The 17,982-nt window shown below is 65.4% G+C and carries 13 protein-coding genes; 5 read left to right on the plus strand and 8 right to left on the minus strand.

Annotated elements, in window-relative coordinates; translation table 11 throughout:
* Positions 1-170: 170 nt before the first annotated feature.
* Together IEV83_RS02985 and IEV83_RS02990 are read left to right on the plus strand one after the other, a co-directional pair.
* Complete coding sequence (locus IEV83_RS02985; protein ID WP_181761503.1) at positions 171-1,355, plus strand: aq_1923 C-terminal domain; 1,185 nt, start codon at positions 171-173, stop codon at positions 1,353-1,355.
* Between the two features lie 126 nt (positions 1,356-1,481).
* Positions 1,482-3,563 (plus strand): aq_1923 C-terminal domain, encoded by a 2,082-nt coding sequence (locus tag IEV83_RS02990; RefSeq protein WP_181761504.1) that lies wholly within the window; start codon positions 1,482-1,484, stop codon positions 3,561-3,563.
* A gap of 193 nt (positions 3,564-3,756) precedes the next feature.
* Here the strand turns inward: IEV83_RS02990 and IEV83_RS02995 are convergent, their stop codons facing one another.
* Positions 3,757-5,541: an ABC transporter ATP-binding protein gene (locus tag IEV83_RS02995; protein WP_308683722.1), complete on the minus strand. Its 1,785-nt coding sequence runs from the start codon at positions 5,539-5,541 to the stop codon at positions 3,757-3,759.
* A 94-nt stretch (positions 5,542-5,635) separates the two neighbouring features.
* Positions 5,636-7,420 carry an aspartate--tRNA ligase gene (gene aspS, locus IEV83_RS03000; protein WP_181761505.1) on the minus strand — a complete coding sequence of 595 codons (1,785 nt, stop codon included), beginning with the start codon at positions 7,418-7,420 and terminating at the stop codon, positions 5,636-5,638.
* A 234-nt stretch (positions 7,421-7,654) separates the two neighbouring features.
* Between aspS and rnd the strand changes: the two genes are divergently transcribed.
* Complete coding sequence (gene rnd / locus IEV83_RS03005; RefSeq protein WP_181761506.1) at positions 7,655-8,878, plus strand: ribonuclease D; 1,224 nt, start codon at positions 7,655-7,657, stop codon at positions 8,876-8,878.
* Between the two features lie 101 nt (positions 8,879-8,979).
* Here the strand turns inward: rnd and IEV83_RS03010 are convergent, their stop codons facing one another.
* The 5 genes from IEV83_RS03010 to IEV83_RS03030 all read right to left on the minus strand — a co-directional run bounded on the left by IEV83_RS03010 (position 8,980) and on the right by IEV83_RS03030 (position 15,336).
* The gene (locus IEV83_RS03010; RefSeq protein WP_244628037.1) at positions 8,980-10,506 is read right to left on the minus strand and encodes a Ppx/GppA phosphatase family protein; all 1,527 of its coding nucleotides are present in this window, start codon (positions 10,504-10,506) and stop codon (positions 8,980-8,982) included.
* Positions 10,499-12,715, minus strand: a complete 2,217-nt coding sequence (locus IEV83_RS03015) for an RNA degradosome polyphosphate kinase (RefSeq protein ID WP_181761507.1) — start codon at positions 12,713-12,715, stop codon at positions 10,499-10,501. The genes IEV83_RS03010 and IEV83_RS03015 overlap by 8 nt, the downstream gene beginning before the upstream one ends.
* Before the next feature lie 209 nt (positions 12,716-12,924).
* Positions 12,925-13,623 carry an HdaA/DnaA family protein gene (locus tag IEV83_RS03020; protein WP_181761508.1) on the minus strand — a complete coding sequence of 233 codons (699 nt, stop codon included), beginning with the start codon at positions 13,621-13,623 and terminating at the stop codon, positions 12,925-12,927.
* Positions 13,616-14,719, minus strand: a complete 1,104-nt coding sequence (locus IEV83_RS03025) for an AI-2E family transporter (RefSeq protein WP_181761509.1) — start codon at positions 14,717-14,719, stop codon at positions 13,616-13,618. The genes IEV83_RS03020 and IEV83_RS03025 overlap by 8 nt, the downstream gene beginning before the upstream one ends.
* Positions 14,720-14,787: 68 nt before the next feature.
* Positions 14,788-15,336, minus strand: coding sequence for a CDP-alcohol phosphatidyltransferase family protein (locus IEV83_RS03030; RefSeq protein ID WP_181761510.1), 549 nt, complete (start codon positions 15,334-15,336; stop codon positions 14,788-14,790).
* A 104-nt stretch (positions 15,337-15,440) separates the two neighbouring features.
* Here IEV83_RS03030 and purM point away from each other — a divergent pair, with 104 nt between their 5' ends.
* Both purM and purN read left to right on the plus strand, forming a co-directional pair.
* Positions 15,441-16,538 (plus strand): phosphoribosylformylglycinamidine cyclo-ligase, encoded by a 1,098-nt coding sequence (gene purM / locus IEV83_RS03035; protein ID WP_181761511.1) that lies wholly within the window; start codon positions 15,441-15,443, stop codon positions 16,536-16,538.
* Entirely contained in the window at positions 16,535-17,209 is a 675-nt protein-coding gene (gene purN / locus IEV83_RS03040) for a phosphoribosylglycinamide formyltransferase (RefSeq protein WP_280513986.1), read from the plus strand. The genes purM and purN overlap by 4 nt, the downstream gene beginning before the upstream one ends.
* A 35-nt stretch (positions 17,210-17,244) precedes the next feature.
* Here purN and IEV83_RS03045 read toward each other — a convergent pair whose 3' ends face one another.
* Entirely contained in the window at positions 17,245-17,979 is a 735-nt protein-coding gene (locus IEV83_RS03045) for a helix-turn-helix transcriptional regulator (protein WP_181761512.1), read from the minus strand.
* Positions 17,980-17,982 lie beyond the last annotated feature (3 nt).

Consider the following 17,982-nt stretch of genomic DNA (forward strand, 5'->3'; position numbering starts at 1 on the left):
TTGCGCGGGCGACGGATTTATGTCGCCCCCATCACATTTTTCACGATTTCCCCGTGCATGCACGCCCCCTGCCTGCCGCTACGGGTTGTCCTGCCCTGCATCTTGGCGCATCGTAACGGTCCGCTGGCAGGGAGCGGAAACCAACCCAACCGAGTTTGGAGACATCTTTCATGTTGCACTACCCTTCACGAACGGCCATGGCCCTCGTGCTCGCCTGTCCGCTGCTCCTGCCCTCCGCAGGCTTCGCCTTCGAGGCGTCCGACAACGCCATTGCCCAGCGGTTCCTTGAGACGGTCGAGGCCGGCGACGCTGTCGTGACCGGGTACAAGAGCGTCGAAAGTGCCAACGACACCGTCACCATCACCGGCCTTGAGGCCACCTTGGAGGATGATGACGAAGCGCGGCTGACAATCAACGAAACGCTGCTGTCCGGCGCCAAGATCCTTGAAAACGGCCGGCTGTCGGTCGTCACCATGACCCTGAAGGGCGTGAGCATCGAGGATGACGACGACGATGATGTGCGCATCACCGTCAAGACCATCAACGTCGCCGATGCGGTTCTGCCCTCCCCCGAGGAAGTGGAAGCGGAAGGCAGCGCCGACGCCGTCGCCCCGTCCTACTCGCGCGCCGAGCTGGTCGACATGCTGATCGACGCTGGCGAGGAAGGTCAGGTCCCGGTCGCTCGTGTACTGATGCAGATCGACTCCATGGACGGCGACCTGCCGACCGCCGGCTCCGTTCAGGCCGAAGGCATTACCATCGCCGCAGCATCGCTGGATGACGACGGCAAGAAGGCGATGACCGACCTCGGTTACGAGTCGATCACCCTCAGCCTGGAAATGCAGGCCAACTGGGATCCGGATGGCGGCGTCCTGTCGCTCAACACCCTCAAGGTTTCCGGTGAGGAAGCGGCAACGCTGATTGCATCCCTGCGAATGAGCGGCGTGACCCGCGAAGTGATGGCGGAGCTGGAGAAGGCGCAGGACAACCCGGAGCAGGCAATGGGCCTGATGCAGAATCTGCTGGTCGACCAAATCTCCATCCGGATCGACAACGATTCGCTGGTTGACCGCGTTCTCGACAAGCAGGCGAAGGAAGCGGGCTCCTCGCGCGAGGAATTCGTCGGCCAGTTGACCGGCGCTCTTCCCCTGATGCTTTCGGTCATCAACAACGCCGATTTCCAGAAGAAAGTGGCGAGCGCCGCTACGGCATTCCTGAAGGATCCGAAGTCGCTCACCGCCAAGGCGGCGCCGCCGGCACCGGTGCCCTTCGCGCAGATTCTCGGAACCGCCATGATGGCGCCGCAGTCCCTGCCCGATATCCTCGGTGTCAGCATCTCCGCCAACGAAGACTGACGAAAACGCAAGAGGGCCCTATGGGCCCTCTTCTCTTTGCACGACCATATCCATTGACCGACTGTCGGCCTCGCGCGGCTCCTTCCTCCACCGCTGGCGAGGCCATATTGAACGCATAGCAGGATCATGACGCACAAGATCAGAACCTACCTCATGAGCGGCGCGCTGACCGTGTCGCTGGGCTTTGTCGGCCTGACGCCGGCACTGGCCAATCCGGCCACCGACTCCGTCGAACGCTTCTTTGCCTGGGCCAAGGAAACCGGCGCGGTGACCGCCGAATACGGCAGCCTCATCGAGACCGCCCCGGAAGACGCGATCCTGCGGGACGCCAAGCTCGCCTGGTCCTTCTCCTTCAAGTTCGGCGGCGACGAACTGACCGTCGACCTGGCCATGAACGCCCCCGAAACCCGCTTCTTCGGTGCGAAGAAAAGCGACGACGGGGTGTTCTTCCAGAAGATCGAACAGCCGGGCGTGTTCGAGTTCCGCGTGAACGCCGCGGAAAAGGCGGCGGACGAGGGCGAGGAAAAGACCCTGTTCGCGCTGACCGGACGCCAGCATGACGCGGTCACCACCGGTTACTTCCAGCCGACCTTGCCGGTGATCGCCGAGGCGCCGGAACAGCCGGTATCGCGCTTCTTCCCGCTGCTGCGCACCGCCCTCGACACGCGGATCGAGGCTTCGTCCGCGCGGCTGGTTGAGGCCGAGACGCGCCTCGCCGACGGCTCCATCCAGACCGACCGCTACGAAGGCCTCTCGATCAAGGGCATGCACGACGGACGGATCGCCGAGCAGCGCATCGAGCGCATGGTGTCCGAAAGCACGCTCGACCTGACACCGGACGACGACACCGATAAACCCATGACCATGCGTCAGGAAAGCGGCGTCTACCTGGTGCTCGGCCAGGACCTGAAGCCGGTGCTGCGGCTGGTCGGTATCCTGCCCGCCGATACCAAGGTGCGCGACACCGTCATGGAACGGACGGAACTGAATGATCTGACCGTCTCCACCCCGGTCGGCTCCTTCAGCCTGAAGAAGGCCGCCGCCGACAACGCCCATATCGCGCCGCAGACGCCGGTGTTTCCGATTGGCGAGCTGGCGGACCAGGCGGTGCTCGGCACCGTGCCGGAGGATAGGGCGGCAGTTCTGGAGCTCGGCCGCAACGCACTGAGGACCCTTGAGGGCCTGTCGGTCGCCAATCTGGAGCTGGACGCTCTGGCGATCAAATCCGAAGAGGTCAGCGGCGGCATCGACAAGATTGCCGTGAAGAATGCGTCCTATCGCAACCTCGGCGACCTCACCATCGAGGGAACCGCCTTCAAGATCCGCGAGAACGACACCGATTTCGCGCTTGCGCGCTTCCAGATGTCGGATCTCGCCCTCAGCCCGCTTGCCTCCTATCTCGGCTTTATGGTGCTTGCGGACGAGAAGGAACCGTCCCTGACGGAGTATCTCTCAATGGTGCCGACCCTCGGCCTGATCGACATCCAGGGCCTGAAGGTTGCTTCCAACAAGCTGCCCACGCCGATCTCGCTCACCCACTACCGCTTTGCCATGAGCGACTTCATCGCCCCGTTCCCGACCCGGATCGATGGCGAAACCAAGGGCCTGGAAATCCCCGTCAGGGCGCTCGACAACAAGGACGCCCGCCGCATCTTTGGCCGGCTCGGCCTTGCCAGCCTGCGCTACTCCGATGAGATCAAGCTGGCCTGGAACGAGGACGACCAGACCCTGCGGCTCGATCCGATGAAGATCGCGATCGACGGCGGTGGCACTGTCGAACTGGCGTTCGAACTCGGCGGCATTCCCCGCATCGTCTTCGAGGATCCCGAGCAGGCACAGGCGGCGATGGCAACGGCCACCGTCAACCGGCTGCGGCTCGCGATTACCGATGCACGTCTGGTCACGTCGATCCTCGACAGCGTCAATGGCAACAAGGGCGACACGCCCGAGGACCTGACCGCGACCTCTGAAGAGTTCGCGCAGATGCTCGCGGACGAGGCCATGACCAACCTCGGCCCGGTCAAGGACACGTCCTTCGGCCAGAACCTGCATGCGGCGATCAAGACCTTCCTGGTCTCGCCGGGCCGGTTCGAGCTGCATGTCGAACCGAACGCTCCGGTGCCGGCGACGCAGATCCTCGGGATGCTCGCCACCTCGCCGCAAATGCTGCCCGGGCTGCTCAACGCTTCGGTCTCCGCAGCCCCCTGACGCAGAGACCGGATTTCCGGACGCGCCCTGCGTCCGGAAACACCGCCTACGCAAACGCCGCCGGGCTCACACCGGCGGCGTTTTTTTATGCATGGGGCCAGACAACATGCGGGCGCCCGCGCCCGTGCCGGCGCTTCGGCACGCAAGGCAGAGATACCAGAGGGGAACGGATCAGCCGTGCAAGAGTGCTTGCTCAGGAGGCGGCGCCAGAGCCGTTGAACTGGAGATCGCACAGGCGCCGGTAGAGGCCATCGCGCGCATGAAGCTCCCCATGGGAGCCGCGCTCCACCACTCGTCCCCGGTCCATGACAACGATCTGCGCCGCCTCGCGCACGGTCGCCAGCCTATGGGCAATGACGAGGGTGGTGCGGCCGCGCATCAGATTGGCGAGCGCCGCCTGAACCTTGGCTTCCGATTCTGAATCGAGCGCCGAGGTTGCCTCGTCGAGCAACAGGATCGGCGCATCGCGCAGCAAGGCCCGGGCAATGGCGATCCGCTGGCGCTGGCCGCCGGACAAGCGCCCGCCGCCCTCACCTACTTCGCTGTCGTAGCCCTGGTCCAGCCCCATGATGAACTCATGGGCATTGGCCTCGATGGCCGCCTGACGAATGGCCGCCTCATCCGCGCCGGGCCGTCCCATGGCGATATTCTCGCGCACGGTGGTGTTGAACAGGAAGGTATCCTGCGACACGAAGGCCAGCGCCGCCCGTACGGAAGCGGTGTCGGCGGCGCGGATATCCTGCCCGTCGATCCGGATCGCTCCCGCGTTGGGCGTGTAGAACCGCTCCAGCAGACCGAAGACCGTCGACTTGCCCGCCCCCGACGGACCGACCAGCGCGGTGATCTCACCCGGTCGCGCCTCGAAGGACAGGCCGTCGAGGGCCGGCGTCTCGCCGTAGTGGAAGCGGACATCCTCGAACGTGACGCGCCCTTCCGGCACGGCGAGCGGCGCGGAGCCCGCCGTCTCGGTTTCTCCGACCGCACGGTCGAGCACCTCGTACATCAACCGCACGCCGACCAGATTGTTCGACAGGTTGACGTTCAGCCGGGCCAGTCGGCGGGCCGGGTCATAGGCCAGAAGCAGCGCGGTGATGAAGGCGAAGAACGCTCCCGGATCGCTGCCCAGTTCGATCACCGCATAGCCGCCATAGAGAATGACAAGCGCAATCGCCACACCGCCGAGGGTTTCCATCACCGGCGAGGTGCGCGCCGTCAGGCGGACGATCTTGTTGGATTGTCGTTCCACCTCGGCGACAGCCGCATTCATGTCGGCCCGCATCCGCTCCTCAGCGCCGAACGCCTTGACCGTCCGGATGCCGGTCACCGTCTCCTGCGCCACCGACAGGATCCGCGAGAGCGAGACGAACTGAGACTTGGCGACCCGGCGCACCCGGCGGACCAGCCCGGCGACGAGCAGGATCGCCGGCGGCGCGATCACCAGCGCGATGAGGCTCATCACCGGATCCTGCGCCACCATCACCGCGACAAGGGCAATGACGGTCAGCAGATCGCGGCCGACCGCGGTCACCACCATATCGAGCGCGGCTCGCGCCGCAGAGGCATTGTGTGAAAGGCGGGTGGCCAGATCACCGAGACCGGAGCTTTCGAAAAAGGCAACGTCCTGCCGGGTGATCGTCTCGAACAACCGGCGCTGGGTGGCGGCGACAATCGCATTGCCGATCCGCCCGAGCACCACCATCTGGCCATAAGTGGCCGCGCCCTTGAGGGAAAAGATCACCAGGACGACGCCGGCGATTGCCAGCACCATCGTCGCGTTCCGCTCCAGAAACACCTGATTGATGATGTCCCGCATGATCCAGGCGCTGGCGGCGGTGGTCGCCGCGATCACGCCCATGAAGACAAAGGCAAGCGCATACTGCCAGGCGAAGGCCCTGGCGTTTTCCATCACCAGACGGCGGATCAGGAAGAGCGCCCCTTCCGTGTCGCCAAACAGCAGGCGTTCGATCCGCTTCAACACGTGACCATGCCTCGTTGCGCAATGAATCCGGTCGCGACCGGCCAGCGGCAGGCCGGCCCCAATCGGCCGGCGTGCCGTGAACCGGTCATCCGGGTCAGCCGTTTTCCGGCAGGTTGAGCCGGATATGCAGATCGCGCAACTGGCTCGGGAACACGTCGGACGGCGCGCCCATCAGGAGATCCTGCGCCTGCTGGTTCATCGGGAACAACGTGACTTCGCGCAGGTTCTTCGCGCCGACCAGCAGCATGACGATCCGGTCGATGCCGGCGGCCATGCCACCATGCGGCGGAGCGCCATACTGGAAGGCCCGGTACATACCACCGAAGCGCTCTTCCAGCACCGTCTCATCGTAGCCGGCGATCTCGAAGGCACGCTTCATGATCTCCGGCTTGTGGTTCCGGATCGCGCCGGAGGCGATCTCGTAGCCGTTGCAGACGATGTCGTACTGCCAGGCGTTCAGCTCCAGCGGATCGGTGGTCTCGAGCCCTTCCAGGCCGCCCTGGGGCATGGAGAACGGGTTGTGCGAGAAATCGACCTTCTTCTCGTCCTCGTCCCATTCGTACATCGGGAAGTCGACGATCCAGGCCAGCTCGAACCGGTCGCGGTCGACCAGGTTCAGCTCCTCGCCGGCGCGGGTCCGGGCCTTGCCGGCGAAATCGGCGAACTTCTTCGGATCGCCAGCGACGAAGAACGCCGCATCGCCTGCTTCCAGACCGAGCTGCTGGCGGATCGCCTCGGTGCGCTCCGGACCGATGTTCTTGGCCAGCGGACCGGCACCGGCGATAGCACCGTCCTCTTCGCGCCAGAAGATATAGCCAAGGCCCGGCTGGCCCTCGCCCTGCGCCCAGGAGTTCATCCGGTCGCAGAAGGCCCGGCTGCCGCCGGTCTTGGCCGGGATCGCCCAGACCGCGTTCTTCGGATCTTCCAGCATCCGCGCGAAGATCTTGAAGCCGGAGCCGGCGAAATGCTCGCCCACGTCCTGCATCTCGATGGGGTTGCGCAGGTCCGGCTTGTCGCTGCCGTATTTGCGGATCGCCTCTGCATAAGGAATGCGGGCGAAGGTCGCGCTCACCGGCTTGCCCTCGGCAAACTCCTCGAAGACACCGCGAATGACCGGCTCCATCGCCGTGAACACGTCTTCCTGCTCGACGAAGCTCATCTCCACGTCAAGCTGGTAGAACTCGCCCGGCAGACGGTCGGCGCGCGGATCCTCGTCGCGGAAACACGGCGCGATCTGGAAATAGCGGTCGAAGCCCGACACCATCAGCAGCTGCTTGAACTGCTGCGGCGCCTGCGGCAGCGCGTAGAACTTGCCCGGATGCAGGCGCGAGGGCACGAGGAAGTCGCGTGCGCCTTCCGGCGAGGAGGCCGTCAGGATCGGCGTCTGGAACTCGGCAAAGCCCACCCCTTCCATGCGGCGACGCAGGGAGGCGATGATCTTCGACCGGGTCATGATGTTCTGGTGCAGCGTCTCGCGGCGCAGGTCCAGGAACCGGTAGGTCAGACGGATGTCTTCCGGGTATTCCGGCTCGGCGAACACCGGCAGCGGCAATTCGCGCGCATCGCCCAGCACTTCCATGTCGCGAATGAAGAGCTCGATATGCCCGGTCGGCAGATTCTCGTTGATCACCTCAGCGTCGCGCCGCTTGACCTCGCCATCGATGCGCACGCACCATTCGGCGCGAACCGCCTCGGCCTTGGCAAAGGCCGGCGAATCGGGATCGACCACGCATTGGGTAATGCCGTAGTGATCGCGCAGATCGATGAACAGCAAGCCGCCATGGTCGCGCACACGATGAACCCAGCCGGACAGGCGCGCGGTTTCACCGACATGGTCTTCGCGCAGTTCCCCGCACGTGTGGCTGCGATAGCGATGCATTATTTCCTCGATGGCCTGACTTGGAAAAACGGGTGACCGGCGCATTCCTGCGCCGGGTGCACAAGCCACGGGAGCGCCGCAAAGTCAAGGATACGGCACGGTCGATCCACTTGGACACCGCTTGCCCGGTCTGGCAGCCAGGACACAGCTGAGAAGAAATTGCCGCCTGACCGCAGGCTCATGGCGGTTTCGTGGCGACAAGATGAAAAAGCTGGGATATACGTCGCGATCAACATGCAGATCGTAACCAGCACCTCCGACCTCGCCGACGTTTGCCAACGTCTTGCCCGCCATGACTTCGTCACGGTCGATACCGAATTCCTGCGCGAAACCACCTTCTGGCCGAAGCTCTGCGTCGTCCAGATGGCCAGCCCGGAAGAAGCGGTGATCGTCGACGCGCTGGCAGAAGGTCTTGACCTTGCCCCGTTCTTCGACCTGATGCGCGATGAAAGCGTCATCAAGGTGTTCCACGCGGCCCGGCAGGACATCGAAATCGTCTATCACCTCGGCGGTTTCATCCCTCACCCCGTGTTCGATACCCAGGTCGCGGCAATGGTCTGCGGCTTCGGCGATTCGATCTCCTACGACCAGCTCGTGCAGCGCATCACCGACAAGCGGATCGACAAGTCGTCCCGCTTCACCGATTGGGCGCGCCGGCCACTGACCACCAAGCAGCTCGACTACGCGCTCGCCGATGTGACCCATCTGCGCGAGGTCTACAGCTTCCTGAAGGCGAATCTCGCCGAGCAGGGCCGCTCCCATTGGGTCGGTGACGAGATGGAGGTGCTGACCTCCGAGGACACCTACCGCAGCGAGCCGGAAAACGCCTGGCGCCGTCTCAAGCTCCGGGTGCGCAAGCCGATCGAGTTCGCCGTGCTGCAGGAGGTCGCCGCCTGGCGGGAGCGCGAGGCCCATTCGCGCAATGTGCCGCGCAACCGCATCATCAAGGACGACGCGATCTACGAGATCGCTGCCCAACAGCCGACGACGGTCAGCGCCCTGGGCGCCCTGCGCACCATTCCGCGCGGCTTTGAGCGCTCACGCACGGCGGAGGATATCCTTGCCGCCGTCAAGCGGGCGCTCGATCTGCCGAAGGATCAGCTTCCGGAAGTGCCCAAGGGCCGGTCCGCGCCGGATGGCTCGGCCGCTGCGGTCGACCTTCTGAAGGTGCTGCTGAAACTCGTCAGCGAAGCCCATGGGGTGGCCGCCAAGGTGATCGCCACGGTCGAGGATCTGGAAAAGATCGCCGCCGACGACGAGGCGGATGTGGGGGCGCTGAAGGGCTGGCGCCGGGAGCTGTTCGGCGAGGTTGCGCTCAAGCTGAAGCGCGGCGAGATGGCGCTTGCCTTCAATGGCCGGCGGATCGTCGCCGTCGAACAGGGCGAACCGGTCGTCAGCGAGCAGCCCGCCAAGGCGCGCGGCAAGCGGCGCAGTCGCCAGCGGTCGTCCGCCCAGTAGGGCGCTTCTCGAAGGCCTCGACCAGCAAGTGTTGCCTCAGATACGGCCAGCGGAAACGCCGGCCGCATCCGTTTTGCGGGGCTGCCGGATTTGCAAGGCAGTCAGATGACCGCCTCGATGCGGCTGCGCAGTCCGAGCAGTCGGCTGAACTGATTGGCCCGCTTGCTCAGGCGCTCGCCTTCCAGCGCGGCCAGCTCGCCCGGCAGACGCAGGACGAGTTCGCCCTCCTCCACCGCCATGCCGATCTGCGGCAGGATGCCATCGACCGAGGCGCTCAGCACCGAGGCGAGGCGCAGGGCGCCACCCAGAAGCCGCGCGCGCTCCTTCAGCCGGGAATGCGCCAACTCGCGAATGCGCGGGCTGAGACTGTCGTCGATCAGCCCCTGATGGCGATAGAAGACGGACAGGGCCAGATAGGCCCGACCCGCGTGGTCGATACCGACAAAGCCCGCGTTGGAAATGATGTTCAGGCTCTGCTCGCCGCGATAGTCGGGATGGGCGCGCCAGCCGATGTCCGACAACAGACAGCCGGCGGTTCGCAGCCGCCGTTCATACTCGGTCTCATCGATCCCCACGGTGGGAAACAGCCGGTCGGTCCACACCACCAACTCTTCAGCGTAATCGGGCGAACGCGAGCGGAGCAGCGAGAGTTCCCGCGCCGCTTCCACCAGCGGATCCTGCGCCCGGATCTCCTCGCTGAGAAGGTCGTAGAGCAGCCCTTCGCGCAGGCCAAGGGCGGACATCACCACCCGGTCCGCCCCGCTCCGCCGCAGCACGTTTTCCATCACCGTCGCGCCATAGGCCAGGAGCGGCCGGCGGGCGCGGGAGACGACGTCGATCATGTCGAGACTGTCCGGATTGCGCCGGGCGACGATCTGGCAGAACTCGATCGCCTCTTCCGCGTCAATCGCATAGTCATGCATGACATTGAGCGGATAGCCGTTCTGGAACAGGTGCAGACGAGCCAGCGAACGCCAGGTGCCGCCAACCGCATAAAACGGCTTGCCGGACCCGACCGGCAGCCATTCCACCCCCGAGAGCGCCTGATCGGTGAGCTTTTGCGCCCGCGCCAGCTTGCCGCCCGCTTCTTCCTGCAGACGGATACCGCCGAGCGGCAGCGTCTGGCCCCGACCAATGGTGCTTCCGCTCAGCTCAACCAGCTCCAGGCTGCCGCCGCCAAGGTCGCCAACGATGCCATCGGGCCGCCACATGCCGCAGACAATGCCAAGCGCGGCAAGCCGCGCCTCGTCCCTGCCCGACAGCAGGCGCACCGGCGTCCGGCAGATCTCCTGCACGCCGTCGATGAACTCCGCGCCGTTTTCCGCGTCGCGGGTCGCCGCCGTCGCCAGGATGTTGAGATTGTCGACCCCGAGCTGATCGCACAGCCGGCGAAACCGCACCAGCGCCTTGTGCGCCATCTCCACGGCGGTATCGGACAGGCGCCCGCTGGCGGCAAGACCGCGACCGAGCCCGGCGAGCACCTTTTCATTGAAAAGGACCGTCGGCGTGCGGGCTTGCCGCTCATAGACGACCAGGCGGATCGAGTTCGACCCGATGTCGATAACCGCGATGGGACCGCTGCCGTTCAGCCGGCCACGGATGACACGTCCGGGCGTGTTGTCAGCCACGCTTCCTGGGCTCCACAAAAGATTTCGGTGAATGGTTGCGCAAGGATTTGCCCCGGCCGGAGAGTGAGGGATTTGTCATGAAGTACTGATGAGCGTTGAAGCGCTTCTCGCCGCGCGACAGCTTCACCCGCTCATGTCCTCCATCCGCAAGCAGACGCCAGCTCTGCTGGTTGTCCTTCAGGTTCGCCACCATGATCTGATCGAGCACCTGTTCATGCACCGTTGCGGTCAACAACGGAGCCAGCGCCTCGACCCGACGATCGATGTTGCGCGGCATCAGATCCGCCGAGCCGATATAAACGACCGCCTTCGGCGAGGGAAGCCCGTGACCGTTGCCGAAACAGAAAATCCGGCTGTGCTCCAGAAAACGGCCGACGATCGACTTGGCGCGGATGTTCTCCGACAGGCCCGGAATGCCCGGACGCAGGCAGCAGATGCCGCGAATGACCAGATCCACCTGCACACCGGCCTGGCTGGCGGCATAGAGCGCGTCGATGATCTGCGGATCGACCAGCGAGTTCATCTTCATCCAGATCTGCGCTGGCCGCCCGGCCCGGGCATGGTCCGCCTCCGCCGCGATCATCTCGGTGATGTCATGGCGCAGGGCGACCGGCGACACCATCATCTTCTCCAGCTTCACCGGCTCGGCATAGCCGGTGATGTAGTTGAAGATCTTCGCCGCCTCCCGGCCAATCTGCGGATCGGCGGTGAAATAGGACAGATCCGTGTAGATGCGGGCGGTGATGGGGTGATAGTTGCCGGTGCCGATATGGCAGTAGGTGCGCAATTCGCCATGCTCGCGCCGCACAACCATGGAAAGCTTGGCGTGGGTCTTCAGCTCCAGGAAGCCGAACACCACCTGCACGCCGGCCCGCTCCAGATCCCGCGCCCAGCGAATGTTGGCCTCCTCGTCGAACCTGGCCTTCAGCTCCACCAGCGCCGTCACCGACTTGCCGCTTTCGGCCGCTTCCGCCAGCGCCTTGACGATCGGCGAGTTGTTGGAGGTGCGGTAGAGCGTCTGCTTGATCGCCACCACATCCGGATCCTGCGCCGCCTGACGCAGATACTGCACCACCACGTCGAAGGATTCGTAAGGGTGATGGACGATCAGATCCTTCTGCTGGATCGCGGCGAAGCAATCGCCGCCATGCTCGCGGATTCGCTCCGGGAACCGCGGTGTATAGGGCTCGAACTTCAGATCGTCCCGGTCGATGGAGACGAGCTGCGACAGGTTGTTGAGCGCCAGCAGCCCGTTCACCAGGAAGGTCTCGTCGGCGGTGACGTCCAGCGCCTCGGCCACGAACTCGCGCAAGGAGGCCGGCGTGGTCGCCTCGATCTCCAGCCGGATCACCGAGCCGCGACGGCGCCGCTTGAGCGCGCTTTCGAACAGCCGGACCAGATCCTCCGCCTCTTCCTCGATTTCCAGATCGGAATCGCGAATGACCCGGAAGGCCCCCTTGCCGCGAATCTCGTAACCGGGGAACAGCCGGGTGATGAACAGACCGACGGCGGTCTCGATGGGAATGAAACGGCTGGCCTCGCCCGCCTCGTTCGCCGGCAGCCGAACGAAGCGTTCCACCTGGCTGGGAATGCGCAACAGCGCGGTCATGCCGCGCCCGCCCTTCTCCGCGACCAGCTCCAGCACCAGCGAGAAGCCGAGATTGGCGATGAACGGAAACGGATGCGCCGGGTCGATGGCCAACGGCGTCAGCACCGGAAAGATGTGCGACAGGAAATATTCCTGCAGCCATTGCCGGTCGCTGTCCGACAGGTCCGGCCCATCGACGATGACCACCCCTTCGCTGGCCAGAACCTTGCGCATTTCCAGCCAGACCGCCTGCTGTTCGCTTTGCAGCGCCAGCACGGCGGCGGAGATCTTTTCAAGCTGCTCGGTCGGCGTCAGGCCATCGTCGGAACGGTTGGTCACCCCCTCGCGCTGCTGGGCGCGCAGACCGGCGACGCGGACCATGAAGAATTCATCGAGATTGTTGGCCGAAATCGACAGGAAGCGCAGTCGCTCCAACGCCGGATGCGAGATGTTTTCCGCTTCTTCCAGCACCCGGCGATTGAACTGCAGCCAGGACAACTCGCGATTGATGAACCGGCTGGGGTGACCCGACAACGCCTCGGCGGCATCCGAGACGGCCTCATGCGCATCCGTCTCGCCGTTCTCCGCCGGGGTCGGTGCGTGCGCGTCAATCTCGTTCATGCCTGTCTCCTGTCAGCCGTCGTGCCGGGCGCCTCAAAACGCCGCTCGGCCATCACCTTATAGGACGGGTTTGACGGATTTGCATCGCTCCGGTCGTTTCCGGGAAAACAGCGCTCATGTGAACGCAAATTTGTGCATTCGCGCCTCTTTCGACGTTCATTCGAAAAGACCGAGGGGCGGATCGGCGTGCGATGCACAGCCTCCGCCACCTAGCCTTGCCGCGACTCGCCCTCCATTGCTTCCAGCACCTCGGCGGCCAACGGCCGGGTGATCCGGCGCCCCACCGACAGGGCCGCCCGATCAAGCGCATCCACCAGCACCTGCGCGGCGGCAATGGAGCGCTCCATGCGCACGGCGAGGAACTCGATCACCGCCGGATCGACGAACACCTGGCGGTCGGCGAACAGCTTGACCAGCACCCGGCGGAGCAGATCGTCATCGGGCTCGGCCATTTCGATCGGCGTTGCCGCGCGCAGGCGCGACGCGAGATCCGGCAGCTTCAGCCCCCAGCTTCGCGGCCAGGTGCGCGCGGTCACAAGCACCAGCGCCCCGCGCTCGCGCGCTGCGTTGAGCAGATGGAACAGGGCGTTCTCATCAAGCCCCTCATGGGCATCCTCGACCGCGACGGCTCCCGCCTCGACCAGTTCCGACACCTTGTCGCCGGTCAGATCGGACGCGGCGATCACCGCGCAGCCGCTGGCCTCGTGCCAGACATTCACCAGATGGGTTTTTCCCACGCCCACCGGACCGGCGAGAATGGCGACCGGCGCCGCCCAGTTCGGCCAGGAATCGATGAAGCGAAAGGCCGCCTCGTTGGAGGCGCCATGCAGGAAGTCTTCCCGCCCCCGGGCCGCTTCATGCGGCAGCACCAGCGGCAATTGCCGGGGTCCATTGGCCCGCTCAGACATCGGATCCCTCCTCATCGCCCTCCACGAGCGGCCGGCCACCCGGGCCATAGTAGAGGGAACTTGCCATGTATTGCGCCAGGGCGAACCGGGTCAGCACCCCGATCACCGCCGCCGCCGGAACCGCGATCAGCATGCCGACGAAGCCAAACAGATAGCCGAAGGCGAACAGCGCGAACATCAGCCACACCGGATGGAGGCCCACATTGCCGCCGACCAGCTTGGGCTGCAGCACATTGCCTTCCAGAAACTGCCCGGCGCCGAACACCAGCATCACCAACCCGATCGACATCCAGTCCGGCCAGAACTGCACCAGCGCCACCCCGAGCGAGACCACCAGGCCAAGGGTCGCGCCGACATAGGGAATGAAGCTGACCAGCCCGGCGCCGATGCCGATCAAAAGGCCGAAGTTAAGCCCGACGACGGCAAGGCCAATGGCATAGAACAGACCGAGCAGAACGCAGACACTTACCTGCCCGCGCACGAAGCCGGCCACCGCCCTGTCCATGTCCCGGGCCAGCGCGCGAATGACTTCCCTATGGTGCAACGGCAACCAGCCGTCGATCCGGGCGACCATCCGGTCCCAGTCGAGCAGCAGATAGAACGCCACCACCGGCGTCACCACGAACAGCGCGGCCAGCGACAACAGCGCCTGACCGCCGCTCCAGACCGATTTCACGAGCCCGCCGATCCAGCCCGCGCCCTCGCCAAGCAGCGTGCCGACGCTCGATTTCAGCTCCTCGCCGCCAATGCCGGAGATGGCCCGCAACTGATCGCCGAAGTTTTCCATCACCAGCGTCTGCAAGGCCCCGACAAGGCCGGGAATGGCCTCCAGGAACCCGGCGAGCTGGCCGCCCAGCACCGGCAGGAGCAGGAGCAGCACCAGCGCGAAGGCGACAACGAACAGCAGGAGGATGGTCACGGTGGCCAGCAACCGCCCCATGCCCAGGCGCTCCAGCCGATCGGCAATGGGATCGAGCAGATAGGCCAGCGCCATGCCGGCGATGAACGGCAACAGGATCGGGCTGAACAGATAGATGAAGCCGGCGAACAGCGCCAACGACCCCAGCCAGAAATAGATTTGCCGTTTCAACGACACGATGCCTGTCCCCGCAAGTTTTCCGATGGCCGGTGCCGGCGTCAGCGCGCGCCCGGCGGTTCTCAAAGTTAGCCGGTCTTTCGCTCCGCCATTCGCAAATGCCGGATCCAACTCAGCAGATAGGCAGCCCCGGACAGGAGCGTCAAGCCGCCGGTCCCCAGCATCAGGCAGTTTTCAAATGCGGGAAGCTCGATGGTAAACGCTGCCTTTGCGAGCAAGGTTGCCGCCAACCCGATCTGCATCACCGTGGTTGCCTTGCCGATCAAGAGCGGCTTGATCGTCACCCGCCGACCGATCACCTCCGACAGGCCGATGGCACCCATGATCAGAAGATCGCGCAGCACCACCGCCACCAGCAGCCACAACGGCAGCAGACCAGACAGATAGAGCGCTGCGAACACCGACAGCAGCAGCGCCTTGTCGGCCAGCGGATCGAGAAAGGCGCCCAAGGCGCTTTGCATCGCGAAGCGGCGCGCGATATAGCCATCGACACCGTCCGAAATTCCGGACAGAACGAACAGCCAGAACGCGGGTCCGAACCGGTCCTCAGCGATCAACCAGACGATCAGCGGCACCAGGGCCAACCGAACCAGGGTAATCAGGTTTGGCAGGGTCACGGCGTCACACGGTCGAAGGTTGTGAACAGGACGCCCGGTTTTTCTTGCATTCCGGTCTTTCTGTGTTTGTATGCCCGCCCAAATCGGGACTTGGAGACGACATCATGAGCCAGGCGCCAACAACCGGCGGCAACGGGATGACCTATGCCGACGCCGGAGTGGATATTGATGCGGGCAATACGCTCGTCAAGCGCATCAAGCCGCATGTCAAGGCGACGGCCCGGCCCGGCGCGGACAGCGACATCGGCGGCTTCGGCGGCCTGTTCGACCTGAAGGCGGCAGGGTTCTCCGATCCGGTACTGGTCGCCGCCAATGACGGGGTTGGTACCAAGCTGAAGATTGCCATCGACAGCGGTCAGCATGCCACGGTCGGCATCGACCTTGTCGCCATGTGCGTCAACGATCTCGTCGTTCAAGGCGCGGAACCCCTTTTCTTTCTCGACTATTACGCCTGCGGCGCCCTCGAGCTGGAGACGGCGACGGCGGTGGTCAAGGGCATCGCCGATGGTTGCCGCCTCGCCGGCTGCGCGCTGATCGGCGGTGAGACGGCGGAAATGCCGGGCATGTATGCCAGCGGCGACTACGATCTGGCCGGCTTTGCCGTCGGCGCGGCCGAACGTGGCCGCCTGCTGCCGCGCGGCGATCTTGCCGAGGGCGACGTGCTGCTCGGCCTCGCCTCCACCGGCGTTCACTCCAACGGCTTCTCGCTGGTGCGCCGCATCGTCGAGCGCAGCGGCCTCGGCTGGGCCGACCCCGCCCCCTTCGCCGGCGACACCACGCTCGGCGCGGCGTTGATGACACCGACCCGAATCTACGTCAAGTCGCTGCTGGAAGCGCTCGCCGCCGGTCCCGGCATCAAGGCGCTGGCGCATATCACCGGCGGCGGCCTGCCGGAAAACCTGCCCCGGGTGCTGCCCGAGGGGCTTGCCGCACGCATCGACCTTGCCGCGATTTCCGTACCGCCAGTCTTCCAGTGGCTGGCCCGCACTGGCGGCGTGGCCGAAGCGGAGATGCTGCGCACCTTCAACTGCGGTATCGGCATGGTCGTCGCGGTCGCCGCCGACGCTGTCGACGCGGTCACCGCCACCCTTGAGGGAGCCGGCGAGACCGTCGTGCGCCTCGGTGCGCTGGAAGCGCGCGCGACCGGAGCCTCTGACGGGGATGAGGACGCGGTCGTGTTCGACGGCGCGCTGGCCCTGTGACCTCTTCCGCTCGCAAACGCACGGCAGTGCTCGTCTCCGGGCGCGGCAGCAACATGGTATCGCTGCTCGCCGCTGCCGCCGATCCTGCCTATCCGGCGGAAATCGTGCTGGTGGTCGCCAATGTGCCGGGCGCACCGGCGCTGGAGCGGGCAGAGGCTGCGGGGATCGCCACCGAGACCGTCGCCCACCGCGCCTTCTCCGGACGCCAGGCCTTCGAGGAACGGCTCGACGCGGTGCTGCGCGAGGCGCGGATCGAGCTCGTGTGCCTTGCCGGCTTCATGCGCTTGCTCACCCCCTGGTTCGTCGACCGCTGGCGCGACCGGCTGCTCAACATTCATCCGGCCCTGCTGCCCGCTTTCAAGGGGCTCGACACCCACGCCAGGGCGCTGGCCGATGGCTGCAAGCTGCATGGCGCCACCGTCCATTTCGTCCGCAGCGAAATGGATGCGGGGCCCATCGTCGTCCAGGGCGCCGTGGCCGTTCTGGATGACGATACGGAAGAGACCCTCGCCGCCCGGGTGCTGACGGTGGAGCATGAGATCTACCCGCACGCACTGGCGCTCGTTGCCTCCGACCGGACCCGGATCGAGGGCAACCGGGTGATGACCGCCGAAACGGCCTCCGACGCGGCCAGCCACCGACTTATCAGCCCGCCCGCCAGCAACAGCTGAAGCCTCCGCGTTTTTTGCTTCCCGGCCCGGATCCGTCACACCTGAGGTGACCGGTCCGGGCTCTTGGTCCCATTCGATCCCCCTTCCCCGCCGGCGCGGACCTGACGCCACCAGTCCGCGTAAAGCCGCTTGCGTGACCGGGGCGAACGGCTGTCGAGCACCTTCAGCTCCAGCATCCGGTCGGTGCGGAAATTGCGGAAATCCTGGCGCAGCTCGCAATAAGCTGCCATCACCCGCGCCCGTTCGAAAAACGCCAGCACGATGGGCCACACCACCCGCCGCTCAGGGGCTCGCTCCGGCACCTGATAGAGAATCTCGACCTTCTGCTCGCTGCGCAGCGCCGCGCGCAGCAGCGACGGATCAATGATGTCGGCGGGCACAGGCGCCGGCGAGGGCGCATAAAGCGGCGCATCGATGAACGAGGCGCGCAGCCCCTCCGGCAGCACGGCGGCAATCTTCGCCACCGCATCGCGCGCGGCCCGGCCAAGCGCCGCATCGCCCTTGGCCTCGGCCATGCGCAGGCCCAGCATCACCGTTTCCAGCTCCTCGGCGGTGAACATCAGCGGCGGCAGGTCGTAGCCATCCTCCAGCACATAGCCGATGCCCGCTTCGCCGCGCACCGGCACGCCGGAGGCCTCCAGTGCCACCATGTCGCGATAGAGCGTGCGCAAGGACACTTCCAGCTCGCGCGCCATCGCCCCGCCGCTGACCGGTCCCCGTGACCGACGCAGGATCTGGATGATCTGCAACAACCTGTCCGCCCGGCGCATTCC

Source organism: Stappia taiwanensis (genome assembly GCF_014635285.1).
GTDB classification, from domain to species: domain Bacteria; phylum Pseudomonadota; class Alphaproteobacteria; order Rhizobiales; family Stappiaceae; genus Stappia; species Stappia taiwanensis.

Bases quoted from the DNA above. Each gene is read 5' to 3' on its own strand.
- IEV83_RS02985 (WP_181761503.1), top strand. From the start codon at position 171: ATGTTGCACTACCCTTCACGAACGGCCATGGCCCTCGTGCTCGCCTGT.
- IEV83_RS02990 (WP_181761504.1), top strand. From the start codon at position 1,482: ATGACGCACAAGATCAGAACCTACCTCATGAGCGGCGCGCTGACCGTG.
- aspS (WP_181761505.1), bottom strand. From the start codon at position 7,420: ATGCATCGCTATCGCAGCCACACGTGCGGGGAACTGCGCGAAGACCAT.
- rnd (WP_181761506.1), top strand. From the start codon at position 7,655: ATGCAGATCGTAACCAGCACCTCCGACCTCGCCGACGTTTGCCAACGT.
- IEV83_RS03015 (WP_181761507.1), bottom strand. From the start codon at position 12,715: ATGAACGAGATTGACGCGCACGCACCGACCCCGGCGGAGAACGGCGAG.
- IEV83_RS03020 (WP_181761508.1), bottom strand. From the start codon at position 13,623: ATGTCTGAGCGGGCCAATGGACCCCGGCAATTGCCGCTGGTGCTGCCG.
- purM (WP_181761511.1), top strand. From the start codon at position 15,441: ATGAGCCAGGCGCCAACAACCGGCGGCAACGGGATGACCTATGCCGAC.
- IEV83_RS03045 (WP_181761512.1), bottom strand. From the start codon at position 17,979: ATGCGCCGGGCGGACAGGTTGTTGCAGATCATCCAGATCCTGCGTCGG.